Origin of the sequence: Streptomyces albireticuli, from assembly GCF_021228125.1 — a bacterium.
In the GTDB taxonomy this organism is placed as follows: Bacteria; Actinomycetota; Actinomycetes; order Streptomycetales; family Streptomycetaceae; genus Streptomyces; species Streptomyces albireticuli.
Window position 1 is genome coordinate 78,018 of sequence record NZ_JAJQQS010000002.1, and the last position, 24,827, is coordinate 102,844.

Genomic DNA, 24,827 nt, shown 5'->3' on the forward strand with positions numbered 1-24,827 from the left:
GCGGCCGGGCGGCGGCCGCCGTCAGATCGCGCCGCCGCCCTGTCCGGGGCCGGGCCCCTGTCCCTGCCCGAGAAGCCCGATGACGCGGCGGCCCAGTGCCCCCAGGGCGTGGGTCGCCGGGACCTTCTTGAGCATGAAGATCGAGGCCACGGACGTCACGGGCAGGCCGCACAGCACCACGCACAGCCCCGCGTGGTCCCTCAGGACCATCTGGTACCCGACCCAGAGATAGGCCAGGACCAGGGCGCCGGAAATGACATGACCCAGCGCCATGACGACATTTCCGAGCACGACGCCCCGGAAATGCAGCCGGGAATCGAGAGTGATGGCGCGTATCGCCCTTCTGAGGGTCCGCTGATCGACGTTCTCCAGGTTTTTCGACAGCTCGATGATGTGAGCTGTGTCGACCTTTACGCTGATGGCTCCCCCGTTTCTGGCCATCAGCTCGTCCCGCTCACATCCGAGGCGATCCTGCGGAGCGTGCGGGTTATCAAATGGTTCTGATGGGCGGGCTTCGCGGCGTTGCCCACCAGGCTGGAGAAGGTGCGTTGTCTCTCCGCCCGCGCCTCGGTGGGGGGAGACGCGCCGACGGGCGGCGACGTGCGCGACCGCTCGGCGTCCGTGTACTCGCGGACGATCTCCACGAGGATGGCGTCGGTGAGCTGGGGATCGTGCTCGCTGCACCGCAGGAGGCGGGTGGCCTCCAGGTTGGACACGTGCTCGGCGGCCATGCCCCGCAGGGTGACCGCCATCGGCGGGGCCGTCTGGAGCCGGAGTGCCCTCCGGGCGACGGACCGCCGCAGCGCGGCGTAGAAGATGAGGATGGCCGCGGTGGCGGCGGCCGAGACCGTGCACACCCCGATCAGCGGCCACTTGGCGTCGCTGGCGAAGGCCAGCGAGCAGAATCCCAGGGTCGAGACCGCCGAGAGGAAGCTGCCGGCCACCGCCACCAGACGCAGCCTGGTGAGGTCGGGATTTCTTTCGGCGTCGTCACGCTGCCGCGCGCTCGCGGCCTCGGCGATCTGCTTTCCCTCTTCTTCCCGCAGGGCCGCTATCAGCGCCGCGGCCCCTTCGTCGAAGCTTCGCACTCGCGTTATTCGCGAGCCGTCCCGGTCGGAATTCATCCGGTCCGGTGGCTCGAGCACGCTGAGCACGCCTAAGGCGAATTCTTTTCTCCGCATGGTGCCCCCAGAGGTATCTTGAGCCTACCCAACGTAGCAGATCGTCAACCTTCGGTGAACCTATGTGGAAAGGTCTGTCGAAGCCTGTAGTACGTGTACGGGAGGCGTTCCGGTTGAGCTTAGGGATTACCCGACCGTAAGGAGTTCTTCCGTTCTCAGCGGAACGATTCTTCTCATGTCACGGATCGATTTTCCGCTCGAATGTTCGGGGTGTGGCGGACGGGGCGCCGCGCCGCGGGGCGTGGGGGAGGGGCGGCGGAGGGGTGCCGGGCGGATGCCCGGCGGTCGCCCGGCACGGGTCGTCGGCGGCTCGGATCGATTGTCAGTGCGGTGGTCTAACATCGGGACGAGTGAGTGAAGTGACGTGACATCACCCGATGCCGTCGCGCGATGACCGGGGAGGGGTTCAGGATGAGCGCTGCGTTCCGCGCGTACGCCGGCGTGCTCCTCTTCCTGCTGGCGGAGCTCCTGCTCGGCCAGAGCGGCCTGATGGGCGCCGTAGCCGTCGCACTCACCGCGAGCGCCGTAGCGGTGGCCGCCGTCTCCGCGCTCCTGCTCTACGCCGCCGTCGCCGCCGCGCGCACGGGCGGCCCCCTCACCCCGACCCGCATACGCACGGCGATGCGGGACCGTGAGCTGCGCACGGCCTTCCTCGCCCAGCGCGATCCCGACGGCCGGGGCCGCCGCAGGCCCCGCGCACCCGGCCGTTCCCTCCGGACGGGCCGTACGACCGCGTTCTGCCACTGACCGATCCGACCGCTCCGATCCGGCTGATCCGGCTGCTCGGACCGGTCTGATCGATCGATTCCGGATCCACTCCGGATCGGTCTCTTCGGTGCGGCGATGACGCGCGGAGCCGTACGGCTCGTCATGTCGACGAATTAACTTTCCCGACACGACGAGGCCCCGGAGGGTTCTCCATGTCCGCGTTCACCGCGCTTTCCGCTTCGCCTTTCTCCTCGCTTTTCTCTTCGCTCGGTTCACTGCTCCTGTGGGCGGGCGAGAAGCTCGCCCCGCTCTTCGGCGCTTCCGGTACGGCCGTCGCGGTCGTCCTGCTCACCCTGCTCGTACGCCTCGCCCTGCACCCGCTCGCACGGTCCGCGGCCCGTGGCGACCGGGCCCGGGCCGCGCTCGCCCCGCGCGTCGCGGAACTCCGCCGGAAGCACTCCCGTGACCCCGAGCGGATGATGCGGGCGGTGCGCGAGCTCCACGCCAAGGCGGGCGTCTCCCAGTTCGCCGGCATCGGGCCGGTGCTCGCGCAGGCGCCGGTGCTGTTCGCGATGTTCCACCTGTTCTCCACCGGCTCCGGCGGAGCCGAGCTGCTGGACCGCACACTCCTGGGCACCCGGCTGGGCGGCCGCTGGGCGGACGCCCTGGGCCACGGCGGACCGTTCGGGGCGCAAGGTCTGGTGTACGCGGGGCTGTTCGTCCTGGTCGCGGCCGTGGCCACCTGGACGTACCGGACGGCGCGCGCGGCGGCGAAGGCCGGTGCCGCGGGCGGTGACTCCGCCGGGGATCCGGCCCTGCCCGGCATGGCGGGCTTCGCCAAGGTGGCCCCGCTGCTGTCCTTCGGGATGCTCGTCACGGTGGCCCTGGTGCCCCTGGCCGCCGGGCTCTATCTGGTGACCAGCAGCACATGGACGGCGGCCGAGCGGGCCCTGTTGCGCGGGCTGCGCACCCCCGGGCCGAAGGCGCCCGCCGCGGGCCGTGGACGGCGTCACGGTTCCGCCACGTAACCGTCCACAGTCCGAAAGGGCCCTTGCGGAGAGCTCCTCCGCTCTTGCACGATCAAGCGGTCGCTCGATGGCCGTCCCCATCGGCCGGCCCGGACGGGCCTGTCCGGGCCGACCCTACGACCTCGGGAGACGTCACCATGAAGCTGCTGCGTGTGGGACCCGCGGGCGGCGAACGCCCGGCCCTGCTGGAGGACGACGGGACGCTGCGCGACCTCTCGTCCGTCGTCCCCGACGTGGACGGCCGGCTGCTGGCCGACCGGGCCGCGCTGGAGCGCGTACGGGCCTCGGTCGGCGCCCGCATACTCCCCGTCCTCGACCCCGTCGGCCTGCGGACCGGCCCGCCCGTCGCCCGCATCGGGAAGATCGTCGGGGTGGGCGTGAACTACCGCGACCTGGCCGCCGAGACGCGCGTCCCGATCCCCGCCGAGCCCGTCCTCTTCCTCAAGGCCCCGGACACGGTCGTCGGCCCGGACGACACCGTGCTCGTCCCTTACGGCGGCGAGAAGACGGACTGGGAGGTGGAACTGGCGGTCGTCATCGGCCGCACCGCCCGCCTCCTGGACACCGACGAGGAGGCCCTCGCCGCCGTCGCCGGCTACACCGTCGCCCACGACGTCACGGAGCGCGCCTTCCAGTTCGAGCGCGGCGGCAGCTGGGACAAGGGCAAGAACTGCGAGACGTTCACCCCCCTCGGCCCCTGGCTCGTCACCCCCGACGAGATAGCCGACCCGCAGGCGCTCTCCCTGCGCCTGTGGGTCAACGACACGCTCATGCAGGACGGCACCACCGCCGACCAGATCTTCCCCGTCGCCCATGTCGTCCGGTACGTCAGCCGGTTCATGACCCTCTACCCCGGCGACGTCATCACCACCGGCACCCCGGCCGGCTCCGCCGTCGGCCGCCCCGAGCCCAAGCCGTTCCTGAGGGCCGGGGACGTGGTGGAGCTGGAGGTCGAGGGCCTCGGCCGCCAGCGGCAGGAGCTGAAGGACGCGCGTCCGGGCGGGTGAATGGCGGGTGTGCCGCGTTCTGAATTGTCTCCAAATCGGCATATAGCCGGATATGCATAGGAGGGTGAGAGGAACGCCCCGCCGTCACCGCCGCCGGCCCTGCCGCGTCGGCCCGGCCGCCGCGGTGCTGGTCGCTGTCGCGGCCACGTTCTTGTTCTGCGCGTTCACGATGCCGGGCCGGGTGCGGGCCCCTGAGCCGGTGGTGGTGCGGATCCCCGTCCCGGCCCTGGTCGCCGACCCGGCCCCGCGCCACGTCGGCGGCGGCGTGCAGGCTGCCCAGCTGTCGGGTGCGCTGGCCCACAGCGGTCCGCCGATGGGGCGGCACATGATGGTGGGCGGGGTGCTGGTGGTACTGGGGTCCGCGGTGGGTGCGCTGGGGCTGTACCAGGCCCGCAAGGACGAACGGGCTGACGGCTAGCGGGGGCCTTGGGCGGGGAGGGTGCCGGTGCGTATGGAGTGCAGGAAGGTTGCCCAGGCGTGGGGTGTGAATATGAAGGCGCCTCGGGTTCGGTCTTTGCTGTCGCCGACAGCTATCGAGCCGTCGTGGGTCAGCTGCATCTCGATGCAAGTAGGGCCCGTGGTCTCGCTGTAGGAGGACTTGCGCCATATGTAGGACGGGAGACCATGGCGTATCACTTAGACCTCACTCCTGTTCAAGCCCATTCGCGACTGATGTCATCAGCTCGACGGATTGCTCTGCCGACAGCGCTGAAGCTCGAAGGCGCTCGAAAGCCCATCGATATTTCGCCACGGCCTCATCCTCCTCCAGGTACAACGCGCTGTCGAGAAGCGAGATCTGGACGACGTCGAGATCTATGGGGCCCGCGTACGAGTACAGATAGAAGGCGCTGCCTGAGCAGGTGAAGGTGGACTGGGAGAAGGGGACAATCTGGATCACGATGCCCGGTTGGCAGCTCATGGCCAACAGTCGCCGGACCTGGGCCGCCATGACTGCAGCACCACCGATCCGCTGTCGGATCACTCCCTCCTGCATGACGCATAAATACTGGGGGGGTTTCTCGCGGTCGAAGACGCGTTGGCGCTTGATTCGGAAATCCGTGTAGAAGTCCAGGTCTTCGTCCGTCCACGGGTCTGGGGATCCGGACATGACGGCTTTGGCGTATGCGCGCGTTTGCAGCAGGCCAGGGACGACCTGCGGCTGATACACCGCGATTCTTGCCGCATCAGACTCAAGGGTCAGGTTTTCTTTGAATCCGCCGGGCAGCATATCCCGGTGCTCACCCCACCAAGTCCTCTTTCGGTCCTCCGAAGCAAGGGCGATGAGCCATTCCCGGGCCTTCTCGTCCGTGACCCGGTAGAGGTCCAGGAGCGTGTCCAACTCCAACCGGGTGAGACGCTGCCTGCCGGTTTCCACTCGGCTGATCTTCGAGCTGTCGCCGCGGACGGCTTCAGCTGCCCCCGCAACGCTGATCTGTGCGCCTTCCCTCGCTGCCCTGAGCGCGGTACCCAACTTCCTACGCCGAGCTGTCCGCTGCGCCTGCTGCCCCACAACCCCTCCTCTGTCGACCCCGGCACCCCCAAGTCTCCGGGACGGTTGGGAGCCTTCCGGCTCATCGCGCCGGGTGCCACCCGAAAGTTGGTAGAGCTGCAAATTGCAGCTCTACCAATTGGAGTTTGAGGTCAAACCGGACTTAGGTGCATCGTAAGGAGGGCGCTGCGGCATGCGCACGGGGTTGTCGAATCCCCTTCGCATGCCCGGAGTTGGTTCGGTCCAGGCGAAGGGGTGAAGGCTGTGGCCTACCGGAACGGAGCGTTCGTGATGGATATCCGGGAGGGCCGGATCGGGCAGGTGGTCGGTGGCACCGCGAGCCGCGTCCAACTGCGCCGACCCGGCGGGGGGCCGGAATGGGAAGCCCCCTTTACCGAACTGCGGGTGGCGACCCGGGAAGAGCGTCAGGCCGATGGCCTCTGGCCGTCAGAACCCGTCGGCGGGCTCTACGGATGCCCCACCTGCCCCGAGCTGGAAGCGGCCTGGCGGGAGGCGAAGGCCGGTGGGGACGAGGTCAAGGCCGGGGACGCGCTCGTAGCGCAGCGTAGGCACTGGCGGGCGCACATGCGGGCGGGATACGTGACGCGGCGCGTGACGGGAGGCAGGGCGTGAGGAAGTGCGAACACCGGGGCCGCTGGACGCACGCCGCAGGCGAGTCGCGGTGCGAGGAGTGCGGAACGGTCCGTTTCACGGATTACGGACCGCTGCGGCTGCCGGAACCGCCGGAGGCCGTGAGGCCGGACCCGGCGCGGGCCAGGGCGGCGGACGTCGCGGCGGCGGAGTGGGTCTCGCGCATGGTGCGGCGCCCGCTGTGGTGGGGGTGGGCCCAGGTGGCCTAGGGAGGGGGGAGAGGCCCGTCCGGTCGGCGATGCCGGTGACGCTGCCGCGAGTTTGTGGATTTTTGGGGTGAAAGCGGTAGGGATCCGGCAGGATGGCGGCTATGGGTGATGAACGGGCCGCCCTGCGCGCCGCCCTGTTGTACGAGCAGCCCCGGACGGTCAACCGGGGCCGGATGGAGATCGTGGAGGCCCAGCTGGTGGGCGTCCTGGAGCGCGGGATCGTCGGCGCGGTGGTGGAGCTGGGTTGCTTCCGCGGGGCGATGACGGCGTGGATGCGGGCCGTCATCGACGCTCACGACTCCCGCAGACCCGACAAGGAGGTGCACACCTTCGACGCGTTCGAGGGGCTGCCGCCGCCCGGTCCGTACGACTCCGGCTATCTGCGGACGGGGGAGTTCACCGGCGCGGTCGGCGATGTGCTCGTCCTGCACGACCGCTTCGGGCTGGCCCGTCCGCACATCCACGCCGGGTGGCTGGCGGACACCTTGCCCCATGGGCTGCCCGAGCGGATCGCGTTCGCCTATCTGGACGCCGACCGGTACGACTCCACCTTGACCGGACTGAAGGCGTGCGTGCCCCGGCTCGCGCCCGGCGCCGTTCTCGTCCTGGACGACTACGCGGATCCGTGTGCCGTCCCCGGCGGGGAGATCACGGCTCAGCCGAAGGCGCCCGGTGTGCTGGCGGCGTGCCGTGAGTACTTCGGGGAGGCGCGGCTGCCGCGGGTGGTGTCGACGGCCGCCGCCGGCTCGCTCGGCCTCGGGCTGCACCGGGCGGACGACGTAAACCTTCCGCGGCCGGGCAGGGCGCCGGGGCAGCCCCGTACCGACCGGGAGGAGCCGGCGCGCTAGCGCGGCGCGACCGGGCCGGGCGGTTCGCCGGAACGCTCCGGGGAGGGGGTCCGCCGGGGTGGGACGGGCGGGCCGGAGTGCTCGACGGGGAGGCTCTTGGCCTCCATCGGGCCCGCCATATAGGCCAGGATGCAGGCCGAGAGGATGAAGGCCATGTGGATCACGGTGCCCCAGATCAGCTCGCGTTGAGGCGTGTGGTGGATGTTCACGAACATCTGGAGCAGGTGGATCGAGGAGATGCCGACGATCGCCATGGCGAGCTTGACCTTGAGGACGTTGGAGTTGACGTGGGAGAGCCACTCCGGCTGGTCCTTGTGGCCTTGGAGGCCGATGCGGGAGACGAAGGTCTCGTAGCCGCCGACGATCACCATGATGAGGAGGTTGGCGATCATCACGACGTCGACGAGCTTGAGCACGGTGAGCATCACGGTGTTCTCGTCGGAGTGCCCGGTCAGCACCCCGTGGACCAGACTCCAGAGCTCGCCGAAGAACTCGTAGACGTACACGGCCTGTGCTGCCACGAGCCCGAAGTACAAGGGCGCTTGGAGCCAGCGGGTGGCGAAGAGGGCGTACCCCAGAGAGGGGACGGTCTCACCGCCAGGACCTGGAGTGTAGGGCTTGAACCTGCCGAGACCGGCCATCGCATCCCTCCGGGCGCCGCGTTCTGCGGCCCTCGGGAAAGCCATGCCCACGCCGTGGAGCCTTAGCGGCGGTGGGCGCGGACTTCCCTCGTGTAGGTGACCGGGGAGGGGGTCGTTTCCGTGCGGCCGCGCGGGGCTTGCCCCTTGACGTAATGGCACCTGTTATGGCTGGTCAGGGCGGTGTGAGGGGCGATTTGTCCCTCCGTCATAGTGGCCGCCATGAACTATGACGTAGTGGTGGCCGGGGGCGGTCCGGTCGGTCTGATGCTGGCCTGCGAGCTCCGGCTCGGAGGCGCGCGGGTGGTCGTCCTGGAGCGGTTCACCGAAGTGGATCCGACGGTCAAGGGCGGGGCGATCACCACGCCCAGCGCGGAGGCGCTCTACCGCCGGGGCATGCTGCCCGCGCTGGCCGAGGTGCAGCGGCGGTCGATGGAGCGCTTCCGGGCGTTCATGAGCGAGCGGAACGACGGGGACGGTGCCGACGCCACCGGCCAAGGGATGCGGTACGTGGGGCACTTCGCGGGGATCATGCTCCGGGCCGACCTGGTCGACCGTACGGAGCCGGGCCTCGGTGACGCCGGACCCGCCGCCGAGGTCAGCTTCGTGGCCCAGCAGGACATCGAGCGGCTGCTCGTCGAGCGGGCGGACGAACTGGGCGTCGAGGTGCGCCGGGGGGTGGAGCTCACCGGCTTCGACGAGGACGCCGAGGGCGTCACCGTGCGGACCGGCGACGGTGACGGTGACGGCGACGGCGGCGGGACGATACGCGCGAGCTGGCTCGTGGGCTGCGACGGCGGGCGCAGCACGGTCCGCAAGGCCGCGGGCTTCGACTTCCCCGGCACGGACCCGGAGATCACCTGCCACCAGGCGGTGGTGGAGATGACCGGGGCCGAGGACCTGACGGTCGGCTGGACCGCCACCGACACCGGGGTGTACGCCTACGGGCCGATGCCGGGCCGCGTCGTCACCGTGGAGCTCGACGGCCCGCCCGCCGACCGGGAGGCGCCGGTGACCGCCGAGGACCTCCAGGCGCGGCTGCGCCGTGTCTCCGGCGTGGACGTCACGATCACCGAGGTGCGGACCGCGACCCGCTTCACGGACCACGCCCGCCAGGTCACCGACTACCGCAAGGGGCGGGTGCTGCTGGCGGGTGACGCGGCGCACGTGCACTCCGCGTTCGGCAGCCAGGGGCTGAGCCTGGGCATCGGGGACGCGATGAACCTCGGCTGGAAGCTCGCGGCCGTGGTCGCGGGCCGGGCGCCGGAGACGCTGCTGGACACGTACACGGCCGAGCGGCACCCGGTCGGCGCGTGGGTCCTGGACTGGACCCGGTCCCAGATCGCGGCCATGCGCCCGGACCCGCAGTCGCGGGCCCTGCGCCGGATCGTCAGCGACCTGGCGGAGACGGTCGCGGGCACGACGTACCTCGTCGCGCGGCTCTCCGGCGCCGCGGTGCGGTACGCGCTGCCGGGCGGGCACCCGCTGACCGGCCGCAGCGCCCCGGACCTCGAACTCGCCGACGGCAGCCGTCTCGCGGACCACCTCCACGGCGGCCGGGCGCTGCTGCTCGACCTCACCGGCGACCCGGAGCTCCGGGCCCGCGCCGCGGGATACGCGGGCCGCGTCGACGTGGTGACGGCCGGCTGCCCGTCCCGCCCGGGACTGGCGGCGCTCCTCGTCCGGCCGGACGGCTTCACGGCCTGGGCGGCGGATGTGGCGACGGATGTGGCGGCGGATGTGGCGACGGACGCGGCGACCTCGGTGGAAGGGCTGACGGAGGCGCTGGGGGAGTGGTTCGGGGCGCCGGAGGGCGCGGCCGGCCACGCGGTGCCGGTGGGCTGATCCGCCACGGGCGGGCCGAGGGGGCGCGGGCCGTGCCCCCTCGGCGTGAACCCTTGCGCGTCCGCGCGCTTGACCTTGCCCTCAAGGGCAAGGTTTAGCGTCGGTGGAAGTGAGGCGAGAGGCGGCGAACGACATGAGGATCGGCGACCTGGCACGCCGGGCGGGTGTGACCACCAAAGCGGTGCGGTACTACGAATCGCTGGGGCTGATCACGCCGGACCGGCTGGCCAACGGCTACCGGGACTACGCCGAGGGCGACGTCCGGCTCGTACGCGAGATCAGGAACCTCGGGCAGCTGGGGATCCCGGTGGAGCGGACGCGTCCGTTCCTGGAGTGCCTGGCGGCCGGGGGCGAGCACGGCGACGACTGCCCGTCCTCGATGGCCGGTTACCGCGAGGCCATCGACGACCTGACGCGTCGCATCGACGGGCTCACGGCCCGCCGGGCGGCCCTGGCCGCGCAGTTGCGCGCGTCCGCCTATCGCCACAGCATCGCCACCCGCGACGGAGGAGAACCCATGAGCGACACGTACGAGCGGCTTCCCGCCGGACTGCCCGTCCCCGAGGACGACGGCGCGGCCGACCACCTGCCCGGTCTCGCCCTGCCGCCGCTCGAACTGACCGCCACGGACGGCTCGACGGTCCGGCTCGACCGTCTCGGCCCCGGCCGCACCGTGATCTACCTCTACCCGCTGACCGGCCGCCCGGACGTCGACCTCCCCGAGGGCTGGGACGCCATCCCCGGCGCCCGCGGCTGCACCCCGGAGGCGTGCGGCTTCCGCGACCACCACCAGGAGCTGCTGGAGGCGGGGGCGGAGCGGGTGTTCGGGCTGTCGAGCCAGGACAGCGCGTACCAGGGGGAGGTGGTGTCGCGGCTGGGGCTGCCGTTCTCGATGCTGTCGGATCCGGGGCTGGAGCTGGCGGAGGTGCTGGGGGTGCCGACGTTTTCGGCGGTGGACGGGGTGGAGTTGTTTAGGCGGTTGACGATGGTGGTGCGGGGTGGGCGGATCGAGCATGTGTTTTATCCGGTGTTTCCGCCGGATCTTCATGCGGGTCAGGTGCTGGAGTGGTTGCGGGGGCGTGGCTGAGCGGGGGCCGGTGGGGCGGTGGGGTGCGGGGCGCGGTGCGGGGTGCCGCTGCGCGGGGCTTTGTCCCCTACCCGCCCCTTCCCGAAACCGGGGGCTTCGCCCCCGGGCCCCCTTTTCCGCGCTACCGCGCGGTGTCCTCAAGCGCCGGACGGGCTGATTTTCAGCCCGTCCGGCGCTTGAGGACATTCGGGAAGGGGCGGGGCTGGGGACAAAGCCGCCCGCAGGGCCCGCCCCGCCCCGGTGCCGGCACCCGCCCCCACACCCGCACCCGCACTCGCCCCCGCCCCCACACCTGCTACCCCAGGAACCGTTCCAACCCCTCCACCACCAACGCGTGATCGTCACCCTGCGGCAGCCCCGACACCGCCACCACCCCCACCACTCCAACCCCCCGCACCCGCACCGGAAACGCCCCGCCGTGCGCCGCGTACCGGTCCGGATCCAGCCGGGACGCGTCCTCGAAGGTGCGGCCCTTCGCCCGGAAGCGGGCTCCCACCAGGTACGACGACTCCGCGTAGCGTTCGACGACGCGGGACTTGCGGTCGATCCAGGCGTCGTTGTCGGCCGAGGTGCCGGGCAGGGCGCAGTGGAAGAGGCGCTGCCCGCCGCGCCGGATGCCGACGGTGACGGGCGCGCCGCGCTCGCGGGCCAGCGAGACGAGGAGGGCGCCCAGTTCCCAGGCGTCGTCGTTGCCGAAGTGGTCGAAGAGCAGCCGCTGTTCGTCCGCCTCCAGGCGGGAGACCTCGTCCGACGGGTTCGTCATGTCCGCTGCCTCCGTCACGTCCTCCGTGCTCATACCGCGCTCACCTCTTCCTCCCGCACCCGGACCGTCCGGCCCTCGGTGGCCGACACCCGCGCCGCCTCCAGCACCCGCAGCGCCTCCGCCGCCTCCCGCGCCGTCACCGGCGGCTCGCCGCCCGTGCGCAGGGCCTCGGCGACGGCCGCGTAGTAGGCGGGGTAGTCGCCGGGCAGGGTCGGCACGGGGTCGCCGCCGCCCGTGAGGGGGGATTCCCCGGAGCCCAGCCGGCCCCACGCGCACTCGGGCTCCACGCCCCACGCCGCGCGGTCGTCCGCCGGGCGCCTGCCCTCCCGCAGCGCCGCCTCCTGCGGGTCCAGCCCGTACTTCACATAGCCGGCCACGCTGCCGAGCACCCGGAACCGCGGCCCGAGCTGCGCGGTCGTGGCGCTGACCCACAGGTGGGAACGGACGCCGCTCGTGTGGGTGAGGGCGATGAACGTGTCGTCGTCGGCCTCGGCCCCCGGCCTGCGCACGTCCGTCTCCGCGTAGACCGTGGCCGCCGGGCCGAACAGGGCCAGCGCCTGGTCGACGACGTGGCTGCCCAGGTCGTAGAGCAGCCCGCCGATCTCGGCCGGGTCGCCGGACTCCCGCCAGCCGCCCTTCGGCCGCGGCCGCCACCGCTCGAACCGGGACTCGAAGCGGTACACCTCGCCGAGCGCGCCGTCCCGGACGAGCCGCCGGACGGTGAGGAAGTCGTTGTCCCAGCGGCGGTTCTGGAAGGCGCCGAGCAGCAGCCCGCGCCGTTCGGCCAGCTCCGCGAGCTCCTCCGCCTCGGCGGCCGTCGCCGCGAGCGGCTTGTCGACGACGACCGGCAGCCCCGCTTCGAGGGCCGTGCGGGCCAGTGCGACATGGGTGCGGTTGGGCGAGGCGATGACGATCAGGTCGAGTCCGGCCGCGCGGGCGAACAGCGCGTCCGTGTCGGCGACCGTCCGCACCCCGGGGTGCTCGGCGGCTGCCTGGCGCTGCCGGTCGGGGTTCGCGGTGACGACCGTGTCGAGGACGAGGCCCTCGGTGCCGGCGATCAGCGGGGCGTGGAAGACGGAGCCCGCCAGACCGTAGCCGATGAGGCCGACCCGGAGGGGCGTACGGGGCGTACGGAGCGTACGGGGGCTGGTGCCGGGGGTACCGGGAGTGCCGCCGGAGGCGGGGGTGCCGTCGGTGCGAGGGGTGCCATCCATGCCAGCCACTTTGGCAACGCTGTTGCGATAGTGCAAGCGGTGGCGACAATGGAGTGGTGAACAGGCCTCCCCTTCCCGCTTCCCGCACCGTTCCCACACGGCCCATCGAGCCCGCCTCCGCCGCCGCCCTTCCCGCGCCCGGTGCCAACCTCACCGCGCTGCGCGACCACAACACCGCCGTCGTGCTCGGCCTGCTGCGCGACGCCGGGGCGGAGGGCGCCAGCCGCGCCGAGCTGGCCGCGGGGACGGGCCTGACCCCGCAGGCCGTCAGCAAGATCACCGCACGGCTGCGGGCCGCCGGCCTGGCCGCGGACGCCGGGCGCCGCGCCTCCACGGGCGGCAAGCCGCCCGTGGTCCTGCGCCTGGTCCCGGGCGCCGCCCACGCCGTCGGCCTCCACCTCGACCGGGACTCCCTGACGGCGACCCTCGTCGACCTCACCGGAGCGGAGATCGCCACCCGAACGGCCCCGCTCGCCTTCGGCGCGGGCGCGGAGCGGGTGCTGGGGGTGGTGACGGAGGAGGTCCGCGCACTGCTGGCGGAGGCCGAGGCGGCCGTCGGCGGGGGGAGGGGCGCCGGGGCGGGTGCGGGTGCCGCACCTGGCACGGCGCCGGGCGCGGCCACCGGCCCGGCTCCAGGCGGCCCGGCTCCCCACCCGGCCGGAGCCCCGGCCTCCGGGGCAGCCGCCGCTCCCGGGCCGGGCGGTGGCCTGGGTTCCGGCGTGGTCGTGGCCCCCGGTCCGGGCGGTGACCCGGGCTTCGGGGCAACCGCCGTCCCCGGGCCGGACGCTGCTTCGGGCTTCGGGGTGGCCGCTGTTCCCGGGCTGGGCGGTGGCCCGGGTTCCGGCGTGGTCGGTGACCCTGGACCGGACGCTGCTTCAGGCTTCGGCGTGGCCGCCGCCTCCGGCTCGGACAGCGGCCCGGGTTCCGGCGTGGCCGGCGCCGCTGGCTCGGACAGCGGCCCGGGCTCCGGCGTGGTCGGTGACCCCGGGCCGGACGCTGCTTCGGGCTCCGGCGTGGCCGCCGCCCCTGGCTCGGACAGCGGCCCAGGTTCCGGCGTGGTCGCGGCCCCCGGCTCGGACAGCGCCCCGGGCTTCGGCGTGGTCGCCGCCCCCGGCTCGGACGGTGCCCCGGGTTCCGGCGTGGCCGCCGCCCCCGGCCCGGACGGTGCCCCGGGCCTCGGCGTTACCGGCGCCCCCGGCCAGGACCGTGGGCCGGTCCTCCTCGGCATCGGTGTCGCCGTCCCCGGTCCCCTCGACCACCGCGGTGGCGTGCTGCGCAAGGTCACCGGCTTCCCGCAGTGGGACGGATTCCCCCTCCGCGACGCCCTCGCCGAACGGCTCGGCGTGCCTGTCGTCGTCGACAAGGACACCAACGCCGCCGCCCTCGGCCTCGCCCCCCGAGCCGCGGACTCCTTCGCCTATCTCCACCTCGGCACGGGCCTGGGCGCGGGCCTCGTGCTCGGCCGGAGCCTGCACCGGGGCGCGCGCACGGACGCGGGGGAGTTCGGCCACCAAGTGCTCCAGGTCGACGGGCCCCCGTGCCCCTGCGGCGGCCACGGCTGCGCCGAGGCGCTGTGCCTGGCCGCCGTCGCCGACGGCGACACCGCCCGCGCCGCCCGCCTCCTCGGCATCGGCGCCGCCAACCTCGTACGCCTCCTGGACATCGACCTCGTGCTCCTCGGCGGCCGGACCGTGCTGGCCGACCCCGGCCCTTACGTGGCCGGGGTGCGGGCCGTCCTGGCCGGCGCGGCGCCGGTCGACGTCACCCCGAGCGGCGACCGGACCGTCGTCGAGGGCGCGGCCGAGCTGGTGCTCGCGCCCCTGTTCGGACGGGCGGGCGCGCCCGGCGCCACGGCCTTCACCCCGCGTGACCCCGGAACGTCTGTCCCGCCGTCCGTATGAAACGAAAATAGTCACATCAGGTGGTATGTGACGGCCAGTCGGCGTCAGCGGGCCGCGCCGCGCCGTGGTGGGCCGTCTCGCGGTGGAAGGGTCCGGAAGTCCGGGTGTCCGGAAGCACGCACGCCCGGATGTCCAAACGCCCGGACGTCCACACGCCCGGACGTTCACAAGCCCGAACCTCCACAAGCCCAGAAGTCCACGTCCGGAAGCCCAGAAGTGCCGGAACGCGCCGAAGTTCCCCGGAGTCCGCCGGAGGACGGAAGCGCCGGAGCCCTGACGCCCCGTCCGCGCGCCCCGGGCCCCACCGCGGATCCACCCGGATCCCCCTTGCCCCCGTCGCCCCACCGCAAAGGCCCTGTGATGTCCCTGCCCCGCGCGCTCGTCGTCGGCGCCGCCGCGCTCGCGGTCTTCACGACGGCGGCACCCGCGTCCCCCGTGCACCCCGACGACCGCCCCCCGGACGCCGCCGCGGCCCCCGCCCGCCCCCGGGACCGCGCCCCCGTCGAACCCGGCTGTGCCGCACCCGGCAGCTCCGCGTTCCCGATCGCCGCGCGGCTGAGCGGCGGCCCCGAGGCGTACGAGCGCGGCGGCGCGCCGCACGCCTGGCAGCTGGAGCTCCGCAACAACACCGCCGTCGACTGCCGCGGCGTGCACCCCGTCGCCGTCCTCGCCGACCGCGGCCGCATGCTCCAGCCGAGCGACGTCCGTCTCGACTTCTACGACGACGCCGCCGCGCGCTGGCGGCCCGTCACACTGGAGCGCACCGACGAGGCCGAGAACGTCGGCGTCTTCGAAGGCCGCTCACCCGACTTCCCGGGGTTCGCCGTGCCCGCGCACCGCTCGGTTCCCGTGCGCGTGCGGCTCGGCTTCACCGGCCGCGCCCCCGAGGGTCCCGTCACGCTCAACGTCACCGCCGTGCAGCGGCGGGCGGGGGACGGGGACTGGGTGGGGGAGTCGAACGACTACACGTTCGGGGTGGAGCGGTCGGTGTCGCGGGAGGCGGCGCCTTCTGAGGGGGCCGGTGAGGGGGAGGGGCGGACGCTGGCCGATACGGGGTCGCAGCGGCCGTTGTTCGCGATCGGGGCGGCGGCGTTCGCGTTGATTCTGGCCGGGGGGTCGTTGTTGTTCGGGTCGCGGCGCCGCTGAGGGGTGGCGGGGTGCGGGTGCGGTGCGGGTGGGTGGGGGTGCCGCTGCGCGGGGCCTTGTCCCCTACCCGCCCCTTCCCGTAACCGGGGCTCCGCCCCGGGCCCCCTTCCGCGCTTCGCGCGGTGTCCTCAAGCGCCGGACGGGCTGAAAATCAGCCCGTCCGGCGCTTGGGAAAGCCCCGCGCAGCGGCACCCGCACCCGCACCCACCCCCGCCCACCCCCAAGTGCGAGGATCGCGCCGTGAACGTCACGGACCCCCCGGACCCCCCGGCCCCCTCGGCCGGCCCCGCCCCCGGCGCCCCCGTCCGCTCCGGCATCCCCGAACACGGCCGCATCCCCAAGTACTACGCCGTCAAGACGCGGATCGCCGCCCTCCTCGACGAACTGGGCGAGGGCGGCCCGCTGCCCGCCGAGCGGGAGCTGGCGGCGCGCTTCGAGGTCTCCCGGGAGACCCTGCGGCAGGCCCTGCGCGAGCTGTTGCTGGAGGGGCGCCTACGCCGGATGGGGCGCGGCACGGTCGTCGCGGGGCCGAAGCTCGAACAGCCGCTCGCCCTCGCCAGCTACACCGAGGGCGTACGCCGCCAGGGCCGCCGGCCCGGCCGTGACCTCATCGGACTGGACCGGCTCGACGCTCCGGCGGCCCTCGCCCCCGACCTCGGCGTCGAACCGGGCGCGCCCGTCTGGCACATGGAGCGGGTGCTGCTCGCCGACGACGAGCGGGTCGGCCTGGAGAGCACCTACATCGCGGTGGCACGCGCCCCACGGCTGGCCGCCGAGTTCGCGCCCGACTCGTCCTTCTACGGCTATCTGCGCGAGCACCTCGGCATCCGCTTCGGCGACGCCGACGAACGGCTGGAGACCGTCCTCGCCACACCCCGCGAAGCCCTGCTGATCGGGACCCCGCCCGCGCTCCCGATGCTGCTCATCCACCGGGTCTCGCGGGACACGGAGGGGCGGCCACTGGAGCGGGTGCGGTCGCTGTACCGGGGGGACCGGTTCTCGTTCACGACACATCTGCGCGGCGAGGGCGGTTCTCCGGGCGGTCCGTGATCCCCTCCCCCCTCCCTCCTCCCCCCCCGGGCCCCGGCAGCTCTGATCCCCGAACATCAAATAACGAAACAATAACGGGTCTAGTCCAACCTTGAGGGTCGGTTCACCGCCCCGTCACCGCCCCGCCTCCTCCACGACACCCGCCCCCACGACCGTTCCAGGTATGCGAGTCATAGTCGTCGGAGCCGGCGTCCTGGGAACGATGCACGCCTGGCAGGCAGTCCAACGCGGCCACGAGGTCGTCCACATCGAACGGGAGCCGGAGGCCCGGGGCGCGTCCGTCCGCAACTTCGGCCTGATCTGGGTCAGCGGCCGGGCGGGCGGCGAGGAGCTGGAGACCGCGTTGCGCGCCCGCGAGCTGTGGGAGGAGATCGCCGCCCACGTCCCCGGCCTCGGCTTCCGCGCCAACGGTTCCCTGACGGTCGTCACCGACGAGGCCGAACTGGCCGTCGCCCGCGCCGCCCTGGCCCGGCCCGACGCGGCGGCGCGCGGCCTCGAACTCCTCACACCGGACGAGGTCCGCGCCCTCGACCCCGCCCTGCGCGGCGAGTTCGCCGGCGGCCTCCGGTGCGCCCGTGACGCCGCCGTCGAACCCCGGACCGCCCAGCGCGCCCTCAAGGACGCGCTGCTCGCCTCCGGCCGCTACACCTTCCTCGGCGGCCGCGAGGTCCGCGACGTCGTCGGCGGGAACGCCGTCCGCGACGACCACGGCACCACCCACACCGGCGACGCCGTCGTGCTGTGCACGGGCGCGTGGCTCGGCGGCCTGGTGCGCGAACTCGCCCCCGGACTGCCCGTACGCCGCGTGCGGTTGCAGATGATGCAGACCGCGCCGCTGGGCGAGGCGCTCACCAGCTCCGTCGCCGACGCCGACAGCTTCCGCTACTACCCCGCCTACGGCGGCGCCGCCCTCGACGCGATGGCCGCCGCCCGGCCCCAGCCCCCGGTGGCCGCCGCGCACAAGATGCAGTTGCTCATGGTCCAGCGCGCGGACGGCGGTCTGACGATCGGCGACACCCACGAATACGCGGAACCCTTCTCCTTCGACGTCACGGAGGACCCGTACGCGCACCTGACCGCCACCGCCGAAGCGCTCCTCGGCCGCCCCCTGCCGAGGACCGAACGGCGCTGGGCCGGGGTGTACGCGCAGTGCCGCGACACCTCCCGCGTCGTGCACCGGGAACGGGTGCGCGACGACGTCTGGCTGGTGACCGGGCCCGGCGGGCGGGGCATGACCTGCTCCCCGGCGATCGCCGAGCGGACCGCCGACGAGCTGGGCTGGTGAGGACATGACCGACACCTTCCGTACAACCGGCACCAGCACCGGCAACAGCACCGGCGGCGCGATCGGCCTCGTCGTGCTCGACATGGCCGGTACGACCGTCGCCGACGACGGCCTCGTCGAGCAGGCGTTCGCCGCCGCCGCGCACGTCCTCGGCGCCGAGCCCGGAAGCCCGGCCCACGCGGAACAACTCGCCTACGTCCGCGCCACGATGGGCGAATCCAAGATCTCCGTCTTCCGGCACCTCTCCGGCGGCGACGAGGAACGGGCCCGGCGCGCCAACGCCGCCTTCGAGGCCGCCTACGGGGACTCGGTCGCCGCGGGCCGCTGCGCACCCCTGCCGGGCGCCCGGGAGGCGATCGAGCGGATGCGCGCCGACGGCCGCGCCGTGGTCCTCACCACGGGCTTCGCCCGGGTCACCCAGGACGCGATCCTCGCCGCGCTCGGCTGGACGGACCTGGCGGACCTCACGCTCTGCCCCGCCGACGCGGGCGGGCGCGGCCGTCCCTACCCGGACATGGTGCTCACGGCTCTCCTGCGCACCCGGGCCGTGGACTCCGTCCGGCGGATCGCGGTGGCCGGCGACACCTCGTACGACGTGCTCTCCGGGCGCCGGGCGGGCGCGGCCGTGGTCGCGGGAGTCCTGACCGGGGCCCACGACGAGGCCGCGCTCCGCGCCTCGGGCGCGACCCACGTCCTCACCTCGGTCGCCGAACTGCCCGGGGTGCTCGCACGGGTGGAGCGCGGGTCGTGAGGCGGGCGGGCGGGGGTGCCCGTACCGGCCGGAGAGCCCGTGCGGCCCGGGACACCGCCGTCACCGGGACCACGGACACCGGCACGGCCACGGACAGCGGTCCTGCCGCGGCCCGTGCCGCCGAGGCGGACGCCGGTCCTGCCGCGGCCCGTACCGCCGAGGCGGACACCGGTACCGGCGCGGCCCGTACGACCGACCCGCCCCGGACCCACCGGCCCGCCACCGGCATCCGTCTCGAAGGCGTCACCGTCGCCTACGGCGGGAACACCGTGCTCGACTCCCTCGATCTCACCGTCGGGCCAGGCGAGTTCATGGCCCTCCTCGGTCCCTCCGGCTCCGGCAAGACCACCGCGCTGCGAGCGGTCGCCGGCTTCGTCCGCCCGGCGTCCGGGCGGGTGTTCCTCGGCGACCGGGATGTCACCGACCTTCCGCCGCACCGGCGCGGCGTCGGCATGGTCGTGCAGCAATACGCGCTCTTCCCGCACATGCGGGTCGACGCCAACGTCGCCTTCGGCCTGAGGGCGCGGCGCACCCCGCGGGCCGAGACCGCCGCGCGGGTCGCCGAGGCCCTGGAGACGACCGGCATGGCCGCCTACGCCAGGCGGTACCCGCGCGAACTCTCCGGCGGACAGCAGCAGCGCGTCGCCATCGCACGGGCGCTGGCCGTCCGCCCGGACGTCCTCCTCCTCGACGAACCGCTCTCCGCGCTCGACGCCCGGCTGCGCTCCGGGATGCTCGCGGAACTCGCCCGCCTGCACCGCGAACTGCCCGGCGTATCCATGCTGTACGTCACCCACGACCAGGTCGAGGCGCTGACCCTCGCCGACCGCGTCGCCGTCATGGACCGGGCCCGCCTCCAGGACTGCGGCACCCCGCACGACCTCTACCGGCGCCCGCGCACGGCCTTCACGGCGTCGTTCGTCGGCGACGCGAACCTGCTGCCGGTGACCGTCGCGGCGGGCGGAGGCGTGGAGTTCGCCGGGACGGTGCTGGACGTGCCGGTGCCCGCCTCCGCCGCGCCCGGGGCGTCGGCCACGCTGTGCGTGCGCCCGCACCTGGTCGGGCTCGGCGACGGGCCGAACGTCCTGCGCGGCACGCTAGCGGAGCTGCGCTGGCGGGGCGCGACGCACCGCCTGTACGTCGAGGTGGGCGGGCACCGGGTGGAGGCGGACGTGCGGGAGCTCCGCGAGACGCCACCGCCGGGCACGGAGGTGTCCCTGCACTTCGCCGCGCGGGACGCGGTGCTGCTCCCGGCCGGCGCGGGTGAGGACGAAGGGGGTGCGGCGGATGGGCGCCGCCGGGCGGGGTAGCGGAGAGCGGGGCGCCGGGCGCCGGTGGGTCCTCGCCCTCCCGCCCGTCCTCGTCCTCGGGCTCGTCTTCCTCTATCCGCTCGCGCTCGTCGTCCAGCAGTCCGTCTCGCCGGACGGCGGCGGCCACTCCGTCGCCGCCTACGGGCAGGTCTTCGCCGAGTCCGCCTTCCGCGGCGCGCTCCGGAACACCGTGCTCATCGCCGTCGGCGCCACGGTCGGCGCGCTGCTGCTCGGCTTCGCCCTCGCGCTGGTCGTCGCCTTCGTCCCCTTCCCGGGCGGGAAGGCGCTGAGCCGGTTCATCGACGTCTTCCTCTCCTTCCCCTCCTTCCTCATCACCCTCGCCCTCCTCTTCGTCTACGGGACGGCCGGCATGGCCAACGGCCTGTGGACCGGGGCGACCGGCGCCGCCGAGGGCCCGTTCGACTTCCTGCACACGCCCTGGGGCGTCCTCCTGGCCGAGGTCACCTACTTCACGCCCTTCGTGATGCGGCCGCTCCTCGCCGCGTTCTCGCAGGTGGAGACCGCGCAACTGGAGGCCGCCGCCTCGCTCGGCGCCAAGGCCCCGCGGATCGTCCGGAAGGTGATCCTGCCCGAGGCGCTGCCGGCCCTCGCGGCGGGCGGCTCGCTCGTCCTCGTCATGTGCCTCAACGAGTTCGGGATCGTCCTCTTCACCGGCGCCAAGGGCGTGACGACGCTGCCGACGCTCGTCTACGGCAAGGCGATCCTCGACGGCGACTACCCGGGCGCGTGCGTCGTCGCCGTCGTCGACATCGCGCTCTCCGTGGCGCTCTACGGCCTCTACCGGGTCCTCTCCTCCCGGGCCGCCCCCGCCGCCCCCTCTTCACGCCCCTCACGCCCCTCACGCTCCCCTCGTACGGACGGAGTCCGCCGTGCTCGTGCATAGCCGCCGCGCCCGCGTGTGCGTATGGGCCGCCTTCCTCGTCGTCTTCCTCCCCGTCTTCGCGCTGCCCTTCCTGGTGATCGTGGCCGCGTCCTTCGCCACCGGCTGGAGCGGCGCGCTCCCCTCCGGCCCGACGCTCGGCCACTACCGGGACGCCGTCCGCGGCGACGCGCTCGACGCCCTCGTCACCAGCCTCCTGACCGCCGCCGCGGCGAGTGCCCTGGCCCTCGCCCTCGGCACCTGGGCCGCGCTCTCCGCCCACGCGCTGCGCGGGCGCGCCCGCCGGGCGATGGACCTGCTGTTCATGCTGCCGGTGGCCGTGCCCTCCGTGGTCGTCGGCCTCTCGCTCCTCGTGGCCTTCTCACGGCCGCCCGTGCTGCTCAACGGCACCCGCGCGATCGTCGTCCTCGCCCACACGGTCCTCGTGACCGCCTTCGCCTACCGGTCCGTGACGGCCGCGGTCACCCGCCTCGACCCGGCGTACGAGCAGGCCGCCGCGAGCCTCGGCGCGAGCCCGCCGTACGTGCTGTGGCGGGTGCGGCTCCCCCTGCTGCTGCCCTCCCTCTCGGCCGCCGCCGGACTCTGCTTCGCCCTGTCCATGGGGGAGCTGAGCGCCACGATGATGCTCTACCCGCCGGACTGGCTGCCCCTGCCCGTCAAGGTCTTCGCCGCCACCGACCGCGGCGCGCTCTTCTCCGGCGCCGCGCTCGCCGTCGTCCTGATGGTCACCACGCTCCTCGCGCTGTCCGCCGTCGCCCGGATCCGTACGAAGGCCACCTACCGGTGAGCCGCCGACCGCTCCCTCCCCGAGAAGGCTGTCCCGTCATGCCCGTCCCGCCCCGCCCGCACCTTCCCCGCTCCCTCCGGTCGGCCGCCGCCCCGGCCGCCCTCGCTCTCGCCCTCGGCGCCGTCCTGACCGGCTGCGGCACCTCCTCCGGCGGCGACGGCAAGGAGATCACCCTCTACAGCGCCGACGGCCTCAAGGCCGAGGACGGCGGCGGCTTCTACGGCAAGGTCTTCAAGGACTTCGAACGCGGGACCGGCATCAAGGTCAAATACGTCGAGGGCGGCTCCGGCGAGATCGTCCAGCGCCTGGCCCGGGAGAGGTCCCGCACCAAAGCCGACGTGGTCGTCACCCTGCCGCCGTTCATCCAGCAGGCGGACGGCAAGAAGCTGCTCGACACCTACACGCCCAAGGGCGCCGACAAGGTCGCGGACGGCGACAAGGACCCCGCCGGCAAGTGGACCTCGATCGCCGGCAACTACTTCTGCTTCATCTGCAACTCGGAGAAGCTCAAGGACACCCCGCCGAAGACCTGGAAGGACCTCCTCGACCCGAAGTTCAAGGGCCGGATCCAGTACTCCACGCCCGGCGTCGCGGGCGACGGCACCGCCGTCCTGATCAAGGCCATGCACGACCTCGGCGGCAAGGACCCCGCCATGGCCTACCTCAAGGACCTCCAGCGGAACAACGTCGGCCCCTCGCGCTCCACCGGACAGCTCGCCCCCAAGGTCGACAAGGGAGAACTCCTGGTGGCCAACGGCGACGTCCAGATGAACTTCGCCAACATGAGGTCCATGCCCCACCAGGGCATCTTCTTCCCCGCCGGGGACAGCGGAAAGCCCACCACCTTCGCCCTCCCCTACGCGGCCGGCCTCGTCAAGGGCGCCCCGCACGCCGAGAACGCCAGGAAGTTCCTCGACTTCCTCCTCACCGAGGAGGTGCAGCGCGACGTCTCGGCCGCGGGCGGCGGCTTCGCGGCCCGTACGGACGTGAAGGCCGACGACCCGGCCGCCCGCGCGCTCGCCGGCCTCCTGCGCGGGGTCGAGGTCTTCCGGCCCGACTGGGCGGACATCGACGAGAACCTCGGCTCCTACGTCGCCGCGTGGAAGGCCGCCACCGGCAGCTGACCGCGGCTGATTAGGCTGGGGGTGCCGGGACGGCGCACGAGCGGTGCCGCCCCGGTGTCCCCAGCCCCAGCGAGGGGCGCATACGGCAGGAGTCCCACCGTGGCAGAGCGCAAGCCGATCGAATCCTGGCTCACCGACATGGACGGTGTGCTGATGCACGAGGGCATCCCGGTGCCCGGGGCCGACGCCTTCATCAAGCGGCTCCGGGACTCCGGCAAGCCCTTCCTGGTCCTCACCAACAACTCGATCTACACCCCGCGCGACCTGCACGCCCGCCTGGCGCGCATCGGGCTCGACGTGCCGGTCGAGAACATCTGGACGTCCGCCCTGGCCACCGCCAAGTTCCTGGACGACCAGCGGCCCGGCGGCACCGCGTACGTCATCGGCGAGGCCGGGCTCACCACCGCCCTGCACGACATCGGCTACGTCCTCACCGACCACGACCCCGACTACGTGGTCCTCGGCGAGACCCGGACGTACTCCTTCGAGGCGCTCACCAAGGCCATCCGGCTGATCAACGCCGGTGCCCGCTTCATCGCCACCAACCCCGACGAGACGGGCCCCTCGGCCGAGGGCGCCCTGCCCGCCACCGGATCCGTGGCCGCGCTGATCACCAAGGCGACCGGCCGGGACCCCTACTTCGTCGGCAAGCCGAACCCGCTGATGATGCGGGCCGGGCTCAACGCCATCGGCGCCCACTCCGAGACCAGCGCCATGATCGGCGACCGGATGGACACCGACGTGCTGGCCGGCCTGGAGGCCGGGATGGAGACCTTCCTCGTCCTCACCGGGCTGACCCGGGCCGAGGAGGTCGACCTGCACCCCTTCCGCCCCTCCCGCGTCGTCGACTCCATCGCGGACCTCGTCGACCTCGTCTGACGCGCCGACGCCGTCGCCGGCCTCGTCCGTCGCCGGCTCGTCCGATGCGGCTCTTCCGATGCGGCTCGTCCGACGCCGACCGGCGTGCCGCGGCCGTTCCGGCACCGGATGGAGCAATGCCGCCACGGAGCGGATGCGCCCGCCGGGCCGCCCGGGTGAACCTTCTGGTGTACCAGGAGGTTCACCGTGGCCCTTTCCCGAACGGTCCCGTCCCGAACGGCCCCCGACCGCCCGTACCGCCGCCGCCCCGCGCTCTCCGTCCGCGCGGCCCTCTGCGGGGCCCTGACGGCCGTCGCCGTGTGCGCGGCGCCCGCGTACGCCCACCCTTCCGGCCACCCCTCCGCCCGCTTCCCGGGCAGCGCCGACGCCGACTACGGGCCCGTCACCATGTCCGGGACGATCGAGATGACCCCGGTCACCAGCCACCCCGGCGCCCAGGTCCAGCTGCGCCTCGCGGGCTGCGCCAGCGACCGGGCCACGGCCACCTCCGAGGCGTTCGTGGCCGACACCCGGCTGAACAAGGACTCCGCGGGCCTGTTCGCCGAGGCGACCGTCCGCTCGACCGTCGCGCCCGGCACCTACGCCGTCCGGGTCGACTGCGACGGCCACGACGCCGTCGCCGAGGGCCGGCTGACGATCGTCGACGCGAACGAACCCCTGCCCGAGCGGCCCGGCAACCGGGCCCTGAACACCGAGGCCGGGGCCGGGTACGCGGCCGGGCCGGGGTCCGCCCATGACGACCGCGCCGCACACCCCGCCCAGGGTGAGCAGGGGCGCACCTCCCACGACGCCCCCGCCTCCCCCGCCGCCCCTGTCGACCCCGTCTCCGCCGTATCCGCGGGCAACGGCAGCACCTCCCTCGCCTCCGCCGAGCCCGGCACCCCGGGCCTCGTCCTCGCGGGCACCACCGCGCTGATCGCCGCCGGGCTGATCTGGCACCGCCGCCGCAACGAGGCGGCGGCCCGCCGGCGCACGGAGGACGACCAGTGACGCGGGCGGCGGGAGCGGGCGCCGCGGGCAGCGGT

The 24,827-nt window shown here is 73.4% G+C and carries 27 protein-coding genes and 1 pseudogene; 21 read left to right on the top strand and 7 right to left on the bottom strand.

The window, feature by feature from the left end; all coding sequences use genetic code 11:
* Positions 1–21: 21 nt before the first annotated feature.
* Both LUZ64_RS00525 and LUZ64_RS00530 read right to left on the bottom strand, forming a co-directional pair.
* Positions 22–441, bottom strand: coding sequence for a hypothetical protein (locus tag LUZ64_RS00525; protein WP_095584783.1), 420 nt, complete (start codon positions 439–441; stop codon positions 22–24).
* A complete protein-coding gene (locus tag LUZ64_RS00530; RefSeq protein ID WP_095584782.1) occupies positions 441–1,088 on the bottom strand; it encodes a hypothetical protein in 648 nt (215 codons plus the stop codon). Before LUZ64_RS00530 ends, LUZ64_RS00525 begins: the two co-directional genes overlap by 1 nt.
* Positions 1,089–1,592: 504 nt before the next feature.
* Between LUZ64_RS00530 and LUZ64_RS00535 the strand changes: the two genes are divergently transcribed.
* The 4 genes from LUZ64_RS00535 to LUZ64_RS00550 all read left to right on the top strand — a co-directional run bounded on the left by LUZ64_RS00535 (position 1,593) and on the right by LUZ64_RS00550 (position 4,342).
* Complete coding sequence (locus LUZ64_RS00535) at positions 1,593–1,928, top strand: DUF6412 domain-containing protein (protein WP_232390297.1); 336 nt, start codon at positions 1,593–1,595, stop codon at positions 1,926–1,928.
* Positions 1,929–2,101: 173 nt separating this feature from the next.
* On the top strand, positions 2,102–2,917 hold the full coding sequence (yidC, locus tag LUZ64_RS00540) for a membrane protein insertase YidC (RefSeq protein WP_095584780.1): 816 nt from the start codon (positions 2,102–2,104) through the stop codon (positions 2,915–2,917).
* A 137-nt stretch (positions 2,918–3,054) separates the two neighbouring features.
* Positions 3,055–3,924 carry a fumarylacetoacetate hydrolase family protein gene (locus LUZ64_RS00545; RefSeq protein ID WP_095584779.1) on the top strand — a complete coding sequence of 290 codons (870 nt, stop codon included), beginning with the start codon at positions 3,055–3,057 and terminating at the stop codon, positions 3,922–3,924.
* A gap of 64 nt (positions 3,925–3,988) precedes the next feature.
* Positions 3,989–4,342 (top strand): hypothetical protein, encoded by a 354-nt coding sequence (locus tag LUZ64_RS00550; protein ID WP_095584778.1) that lies wholly within the window; start codon positions 3,989–3,991, stop codon positions 4,340–4,342.
* Here LUZ64_RS00550 and LUZ64_RS00555 read toward each other — a convergent pair.
* Both LUZ64_RS00555 and LUZ64_RS00560 read right to left on the bottom strand, forming a co-directional pair.
* Entirely contained in the window at positions 4,339–4,560 is a 222-nt protein-coding gene (locus LUZ64_RS00555; RefSeq protein ID WP_095584777.1) for a DUF397 domain-containing protein, read from the bottom strand. The two genes, LUZ64_RS00550 and LUZ64_RS00555, sit on opposite strands and share 4 nt — an antisense overlap.
* Before the next feature lie 7 nt (positions 4,561–4,567).
* Positions 4,568–5,434, bottom strand: coding sequence for a helix-turn-helix domain-containing protein (locus LUZ64_RS00560; RefSeq protein ID WP_232390296.1), 867 nt, complete (start codon positions 5,432–5,434; stop codon positions 4,568–4,570).
* Between the two features lie 243 nt (positions 5,435–5,677).
* Here LUZ64_RS00560 and LUZ64_RS00565 point away from each other — a divergent pair, with 243 nt between their 5' ends.
* The 3 genes from LUZ64_RS00565 (at position 5,678) to LUZ64_RS00575 (ending at position 7,121) form a co-directional block, all read left to right on the top strand.
* On the top strand, positions 5,678–6,046 hold the full coding sequence (locus tag LUZ64_RS00565) for a hypothetical protein (RefSeq protein WP_095584775.1): 369 nt from the start codon (positions 5,678–5,680) through the stop codon (positions 6,044–6,046).
* Positions 6,043–6,273 carry a DUF6255 family natural product biosynthesis protein gene (locus tag LUZ64_RS00570; protein WP_095584774.1) on the top strand — a complete coding sequence of 77 codons (231 nt, stop codon included), beginning with the start codon at positions 6,043–6,045 and terminating at the stop codon, positions 6,271–6,273. The genes LUZ64_RS00565 and LUZ64_RS00570 overlap by 4 nt, the downstream gene beginning before the upstream one ends.
* Positions 6,274–6,374: 101 nt before the next feature.
* Entirely contained in the window at positions 6,375–7,121 is a 747-nt protein-coding gene (locus tag LUZ64_RS00575) for a TylF/MycF/NovP-related O-methyltransferase (RefSeq protein WP_170116950.1), read from the top strand.
* On the opposite strand, the gene LUZ64_RS00580 is transcribed toward LUZ64_RS00575, so the two are convergent.
* Positions 7,118–7,642 carry a TIGR00645 family protein gene (locus LUZ64_RS00580; RefSeq protein WP_232390295.1) on the bottom strand — a complete coding sequence of 175 codons (525 nt, stop codon included), beginning with the start codon at positions 7,640–7,642 and terminating at the stop codon, positions 7,118–7,120. The genes LUZ64_RS00575 and LUZ64_RS00580 overlap by 4 nt on opposite strands.
* Before the next feature lie 339 nt (positions 7,643–7,981).
* Here LUZ64_RS00580 and LUZ64_RS00585 point away from each other — a divergent pair, with 339 nt between their 5' ends.
* Both LUZ64_RS00585 and LUZ64_RS00590 read left to right on the top strand, forming a co-directional pair.
* On the top strand, positions 7,982–9,604 hold the full coding sequence (locus LUZ64_RS00585; RefSeq protein WP_170116948.1) for an FAD-dependent oxidoreductase: 1,623 nt from the start codon (positions 7,982–7,984) through the stop codon (positions 9,602–9,604).
* Positions 9,605–9,737: 133 nt separating this feature from the next.
* Complete coding sequence (locus LUZ64_RS00590) at positions 9,738–10,691, top strand: MerR family DNA-binding transcriptional regulator (protein WP_095584787.1); 954 nt, start codon at positions 9,738–9,740, stop codon at positions 10,689–10,691.
* A 295-nt stretch (positions 10,692–10,986) separates the two neighbouring features.
* On the opposite strand, the gene LUZ64_RS00595 is transcribed toward LUZ64_RS00590, so the two are convergent.
* Complete coding sequence (locus LUZ64_RS00595) at positions 10,987–11,487, bottom strand: heme-degrading domain-containing protein (RefSeq protein ID WP_372472016.1); 501 nt, start codon at positions 11,485–11,487, stop codon at positions 10,987–10,989.
* Positions 11,484–12,668, bottom strand: a complete 1,185-nt coding sequence (locus LUZ64_RS00600) for a Gfo/Idh/MocA family oxidoreductase (protein ID WP_095584384.1) — start codon at positions 12,666–12,668, stop codon at positions 11,484–11,486. The genes LUZ64_RS00595 and LUZ64_RS00600 overlap by 4 nt, the downstream gene beginning before the upstream one ends.
* A 104-nt stretch (positions 12,669–12,772) precedes the next feature.
* Here LUZ64_RS00600 and LUZ64_RS38070 point away from each other — a divergent pair.
* The 12 genes and pseudogenes from LUZ64_RS38070 to LUZ64_RS00660 form a co-directional block, all read left to right on the top strand.
* Positions 12,773–13,330: pseudogene (locus LUZ64_RS38070) on the top strand (ROK family transcriptional regulator); the annotation flags it as partial.
* Positions 13,331–13,471: 141 nt separating this feature from the next.
* Positions 13,472–14,569, top strand: coding sequence for an ROK family protein (locus tag LUZ64_RS37705; RefSeq protein WP_372472022.1), 1,098 nt, complete (start codon positions 13,472–13,474; stop codon positions 14,567–14,569).
* Between the two features lie 360 nt (positions 14,570–14,929).
* A complete protein-coding gene (locus LUZ64_RS00615) occupies positions 14,930–15,715 on the top strand; it encodes a hypothetical protein (protein WP_232390294.1) in 786 nt (261 codons plus the stop codon).
* 240 nt (positions 15,716–15,955) lie between these two features.
* Positions 15,956–16,765, top strand: coding sequence for a GntR family transcriptional regulator (locus tag LUZ64_RS00620; protein ID WP_232390293.1), 810 nt, complete (start codon positions 15,956–15,958; stop codon positions 16,763–16,765).
* Positions 16,766–16,928: 163 nt separating this feature from the next.
* On the top strand, positions 16,929–18,050 hold the full coding sequence (locus tag LUZ64_RS00625) for a TIGR03364 family FAD-dependent oxidoreductase (RefSeq protein WP_095582988.1): 1,122 nt from the start codon (positions 16,929–16,931) through the stop codon (positions 18,048–18,050).
* 4 nt (positions 18,051–18,054) lie between these two features.
* On the top strand, positions 18,055–18,801 hold the full coding sequence (locus LUZ64_RS00630) for a phosphonatase-like hydrolase (protein ID WP_095582987.1): 747 nt from the start codon (positions 18,055–18,057) through the stop codon (positions 18,799–18,801).
* A 227-nt stretch (positions 18,802–19,028) separates the two neighbouring features.
* Positions 19,029–20,111, top strand: a complete 1,083-nt coding sequence (locus LUZ64_RS00635; protein ID WP_095582990.1) for an ABC transporter ATP-binding protein — start codon at positions 19,029–19,031, stop codon at positions 20,109–20,111.
* Complete coding sequence (locus LUZ64_RS00640) at positions 20,089–21,015, top strand: 2-aminoethylphosphonate ABC transporter permease subunit (RefSeq protein WP_095582989.1); 927 nt, start codon at positions 20,089–20,091, stop codon at positions 21,013–21,015. Before LUZ64_RS00635 ends, LUZ64_RS00640 begins: the two co-directional genes overlap by 23 nt.
* The gene (locus LUZ64_RS00645) at positions 21,002–21,799 is read left to right on the top strand and encodes an ABC transporter permease (RefSeq protein ID WP_095582986.1); all 798 of its coding nucleotides are present in this window, start codon (positions 21,002–21,004) and stop codon (positions 21,797–21,799) included. The genes LUZ64_RS00640 and LUZ64_RS00645 overlap by 14 nt, the downstream gene beginning before the upstream one ends.
* A gap of 38 nt (positions 21,800–21,837) precedes the next feature.
* Entirely contained in the window at positions 21,838–22,923 is a 1,086-nt protein-coding gene (locus tag LUZ64_RS00650) for a 2-aminoethylphosphonate ABC transporter substrate-binding protein (RefSeq protein ID WP_232390292.1), read from the top strand.
* Positions 22,924–23,022: 99 nt separating this feature from the next.
* Positions 23,023–23,802, top strand: coding sequence for an HAD-IIA family hydrolase (locus LUZ64_RS00655; RefSeq protein WP_095583734.1), 780 nt, complete (start codon positions 23,023–23,025; stop codon positions 23,800–23,802).
* A 186-nt stretch (positions 23,803–23,988) separates the two neighbouring features.
* A complete protein-coding gene (locus tag LUZ64_RS00660) occupies positions 23,989–24,792 on the top strand; it encodes a hypothetical protein (RefSeq protein ID WP_232390291.1) in 804 nt (267 codons plus the stop codon).
* The last annotated feature ends 35 nt before the right edge of the window (positions 24,793–24,827 follow it).

Excerpts from the sequence above, each read along its gene's own strand:
- LUZ64_RS00545 (WP_095584779.1), top strand. The coding sequence starts at position 3,055 with ATGAAGCTGCTGCGTGTGGGACCCGCGGGCGGCGAACGCCCGGCCCTG.
- LUZ64_RS00600 (WP_095584384.1), bottom strand. The coding sequence starts at position 12,668 with ATGGATGGCACCCCTCGCACCGACGGCACCCCCGCCTCCGGCGGCACT.
- LUZ64_RS00590 (WP_095584787.1), top strand. The coding sequence starts at position 9,738 with ATGAGGATCGGCGACCTGGCACGCCGGGCGGGTGTGACCACCAAAGCG.
- LUZ64_RS00650 (WP_232390292.1), top strand. The coding sequence starts at position 21,838 with ATGCCCGTCCCGCCCCGCCCGCACCTTCCCCGCTCCCTCCGGTCGGCC.
- LUZ64_RS00595 (WP_372472016.1), bottom strand. The coding sequence starts at position 11,487 with ATGAGCACGGAGGACGTGACGGAGGCAGCGGACATGACGAACCCGTCG.
- LUZ64_RS00575 (WP_170116950.1), top strand. The coding sequence starts at position 6,375 with ATGGGTGATGAACGGGCCGCCCTGCGCGCCGCCCTGTTGTACGAGCAG.
- yidC (WP_095584780.1), top strand. The coding sequence starts at position 2,102 with ATGTCCGCGTTCACCGCGCTTTCCGCTTCGCCTTTCTCCTCGCTTTTC.
- LUZ64_RS00630 (WP_095582987.1), top strand. The coding sequence starts at position 18,055 with ATGACCGACACCTTCCGTACAACCGGCACCAGCACCGGCAACAGCACC.
- LUZ64_RS00535 (WP_232390297.1), top strand. The coding sequence starts at position 1,593 with ATGAGCGCTGCGTTCCGCGCGTACGCCGGCGTGCTCCTCTTCCTGCTG.
- LUZ64_RS00625 (WP_095582988.1), top strand. The coding sequence starts at position 16,929 with ATGCGAGTCATAGTCGTCGGAGCCGGCGTCCTGGGAACGATGCACGCC.
- LUZ64_RS00525 (WP_095584783.1), bottom strand. The coding sequence starts at position 441 with ATGGCCAGAAACGGGGGAGCCATCAGCGTAAAGGTCGACACAGCTCAC.
- LUZ64_RS00615 (WP_232390294.1), top strand. The coding sequence starts at position 14,930 with ATGTCCCTGCCCCGCGCGCTCGTCGTCGGCGCCGCCGCGCTCGCGGTC.
- LUZ64_RS00640 (WP_095582989.1), top strand. The coding sequence starts at position 20,089 with ATGGGCGCCGCCGGGCGGGGTAGCGGAGAGCGGGGCGCCGGGCGCCGG.
- LUZ64_RS00585 (WP_170116948.1), top strand. The coding sequence starts at position 7,982 with ATGAACTATGACGTAGTGGTGGCCGGGGGCGGTCCGGTCGGTCTGATG.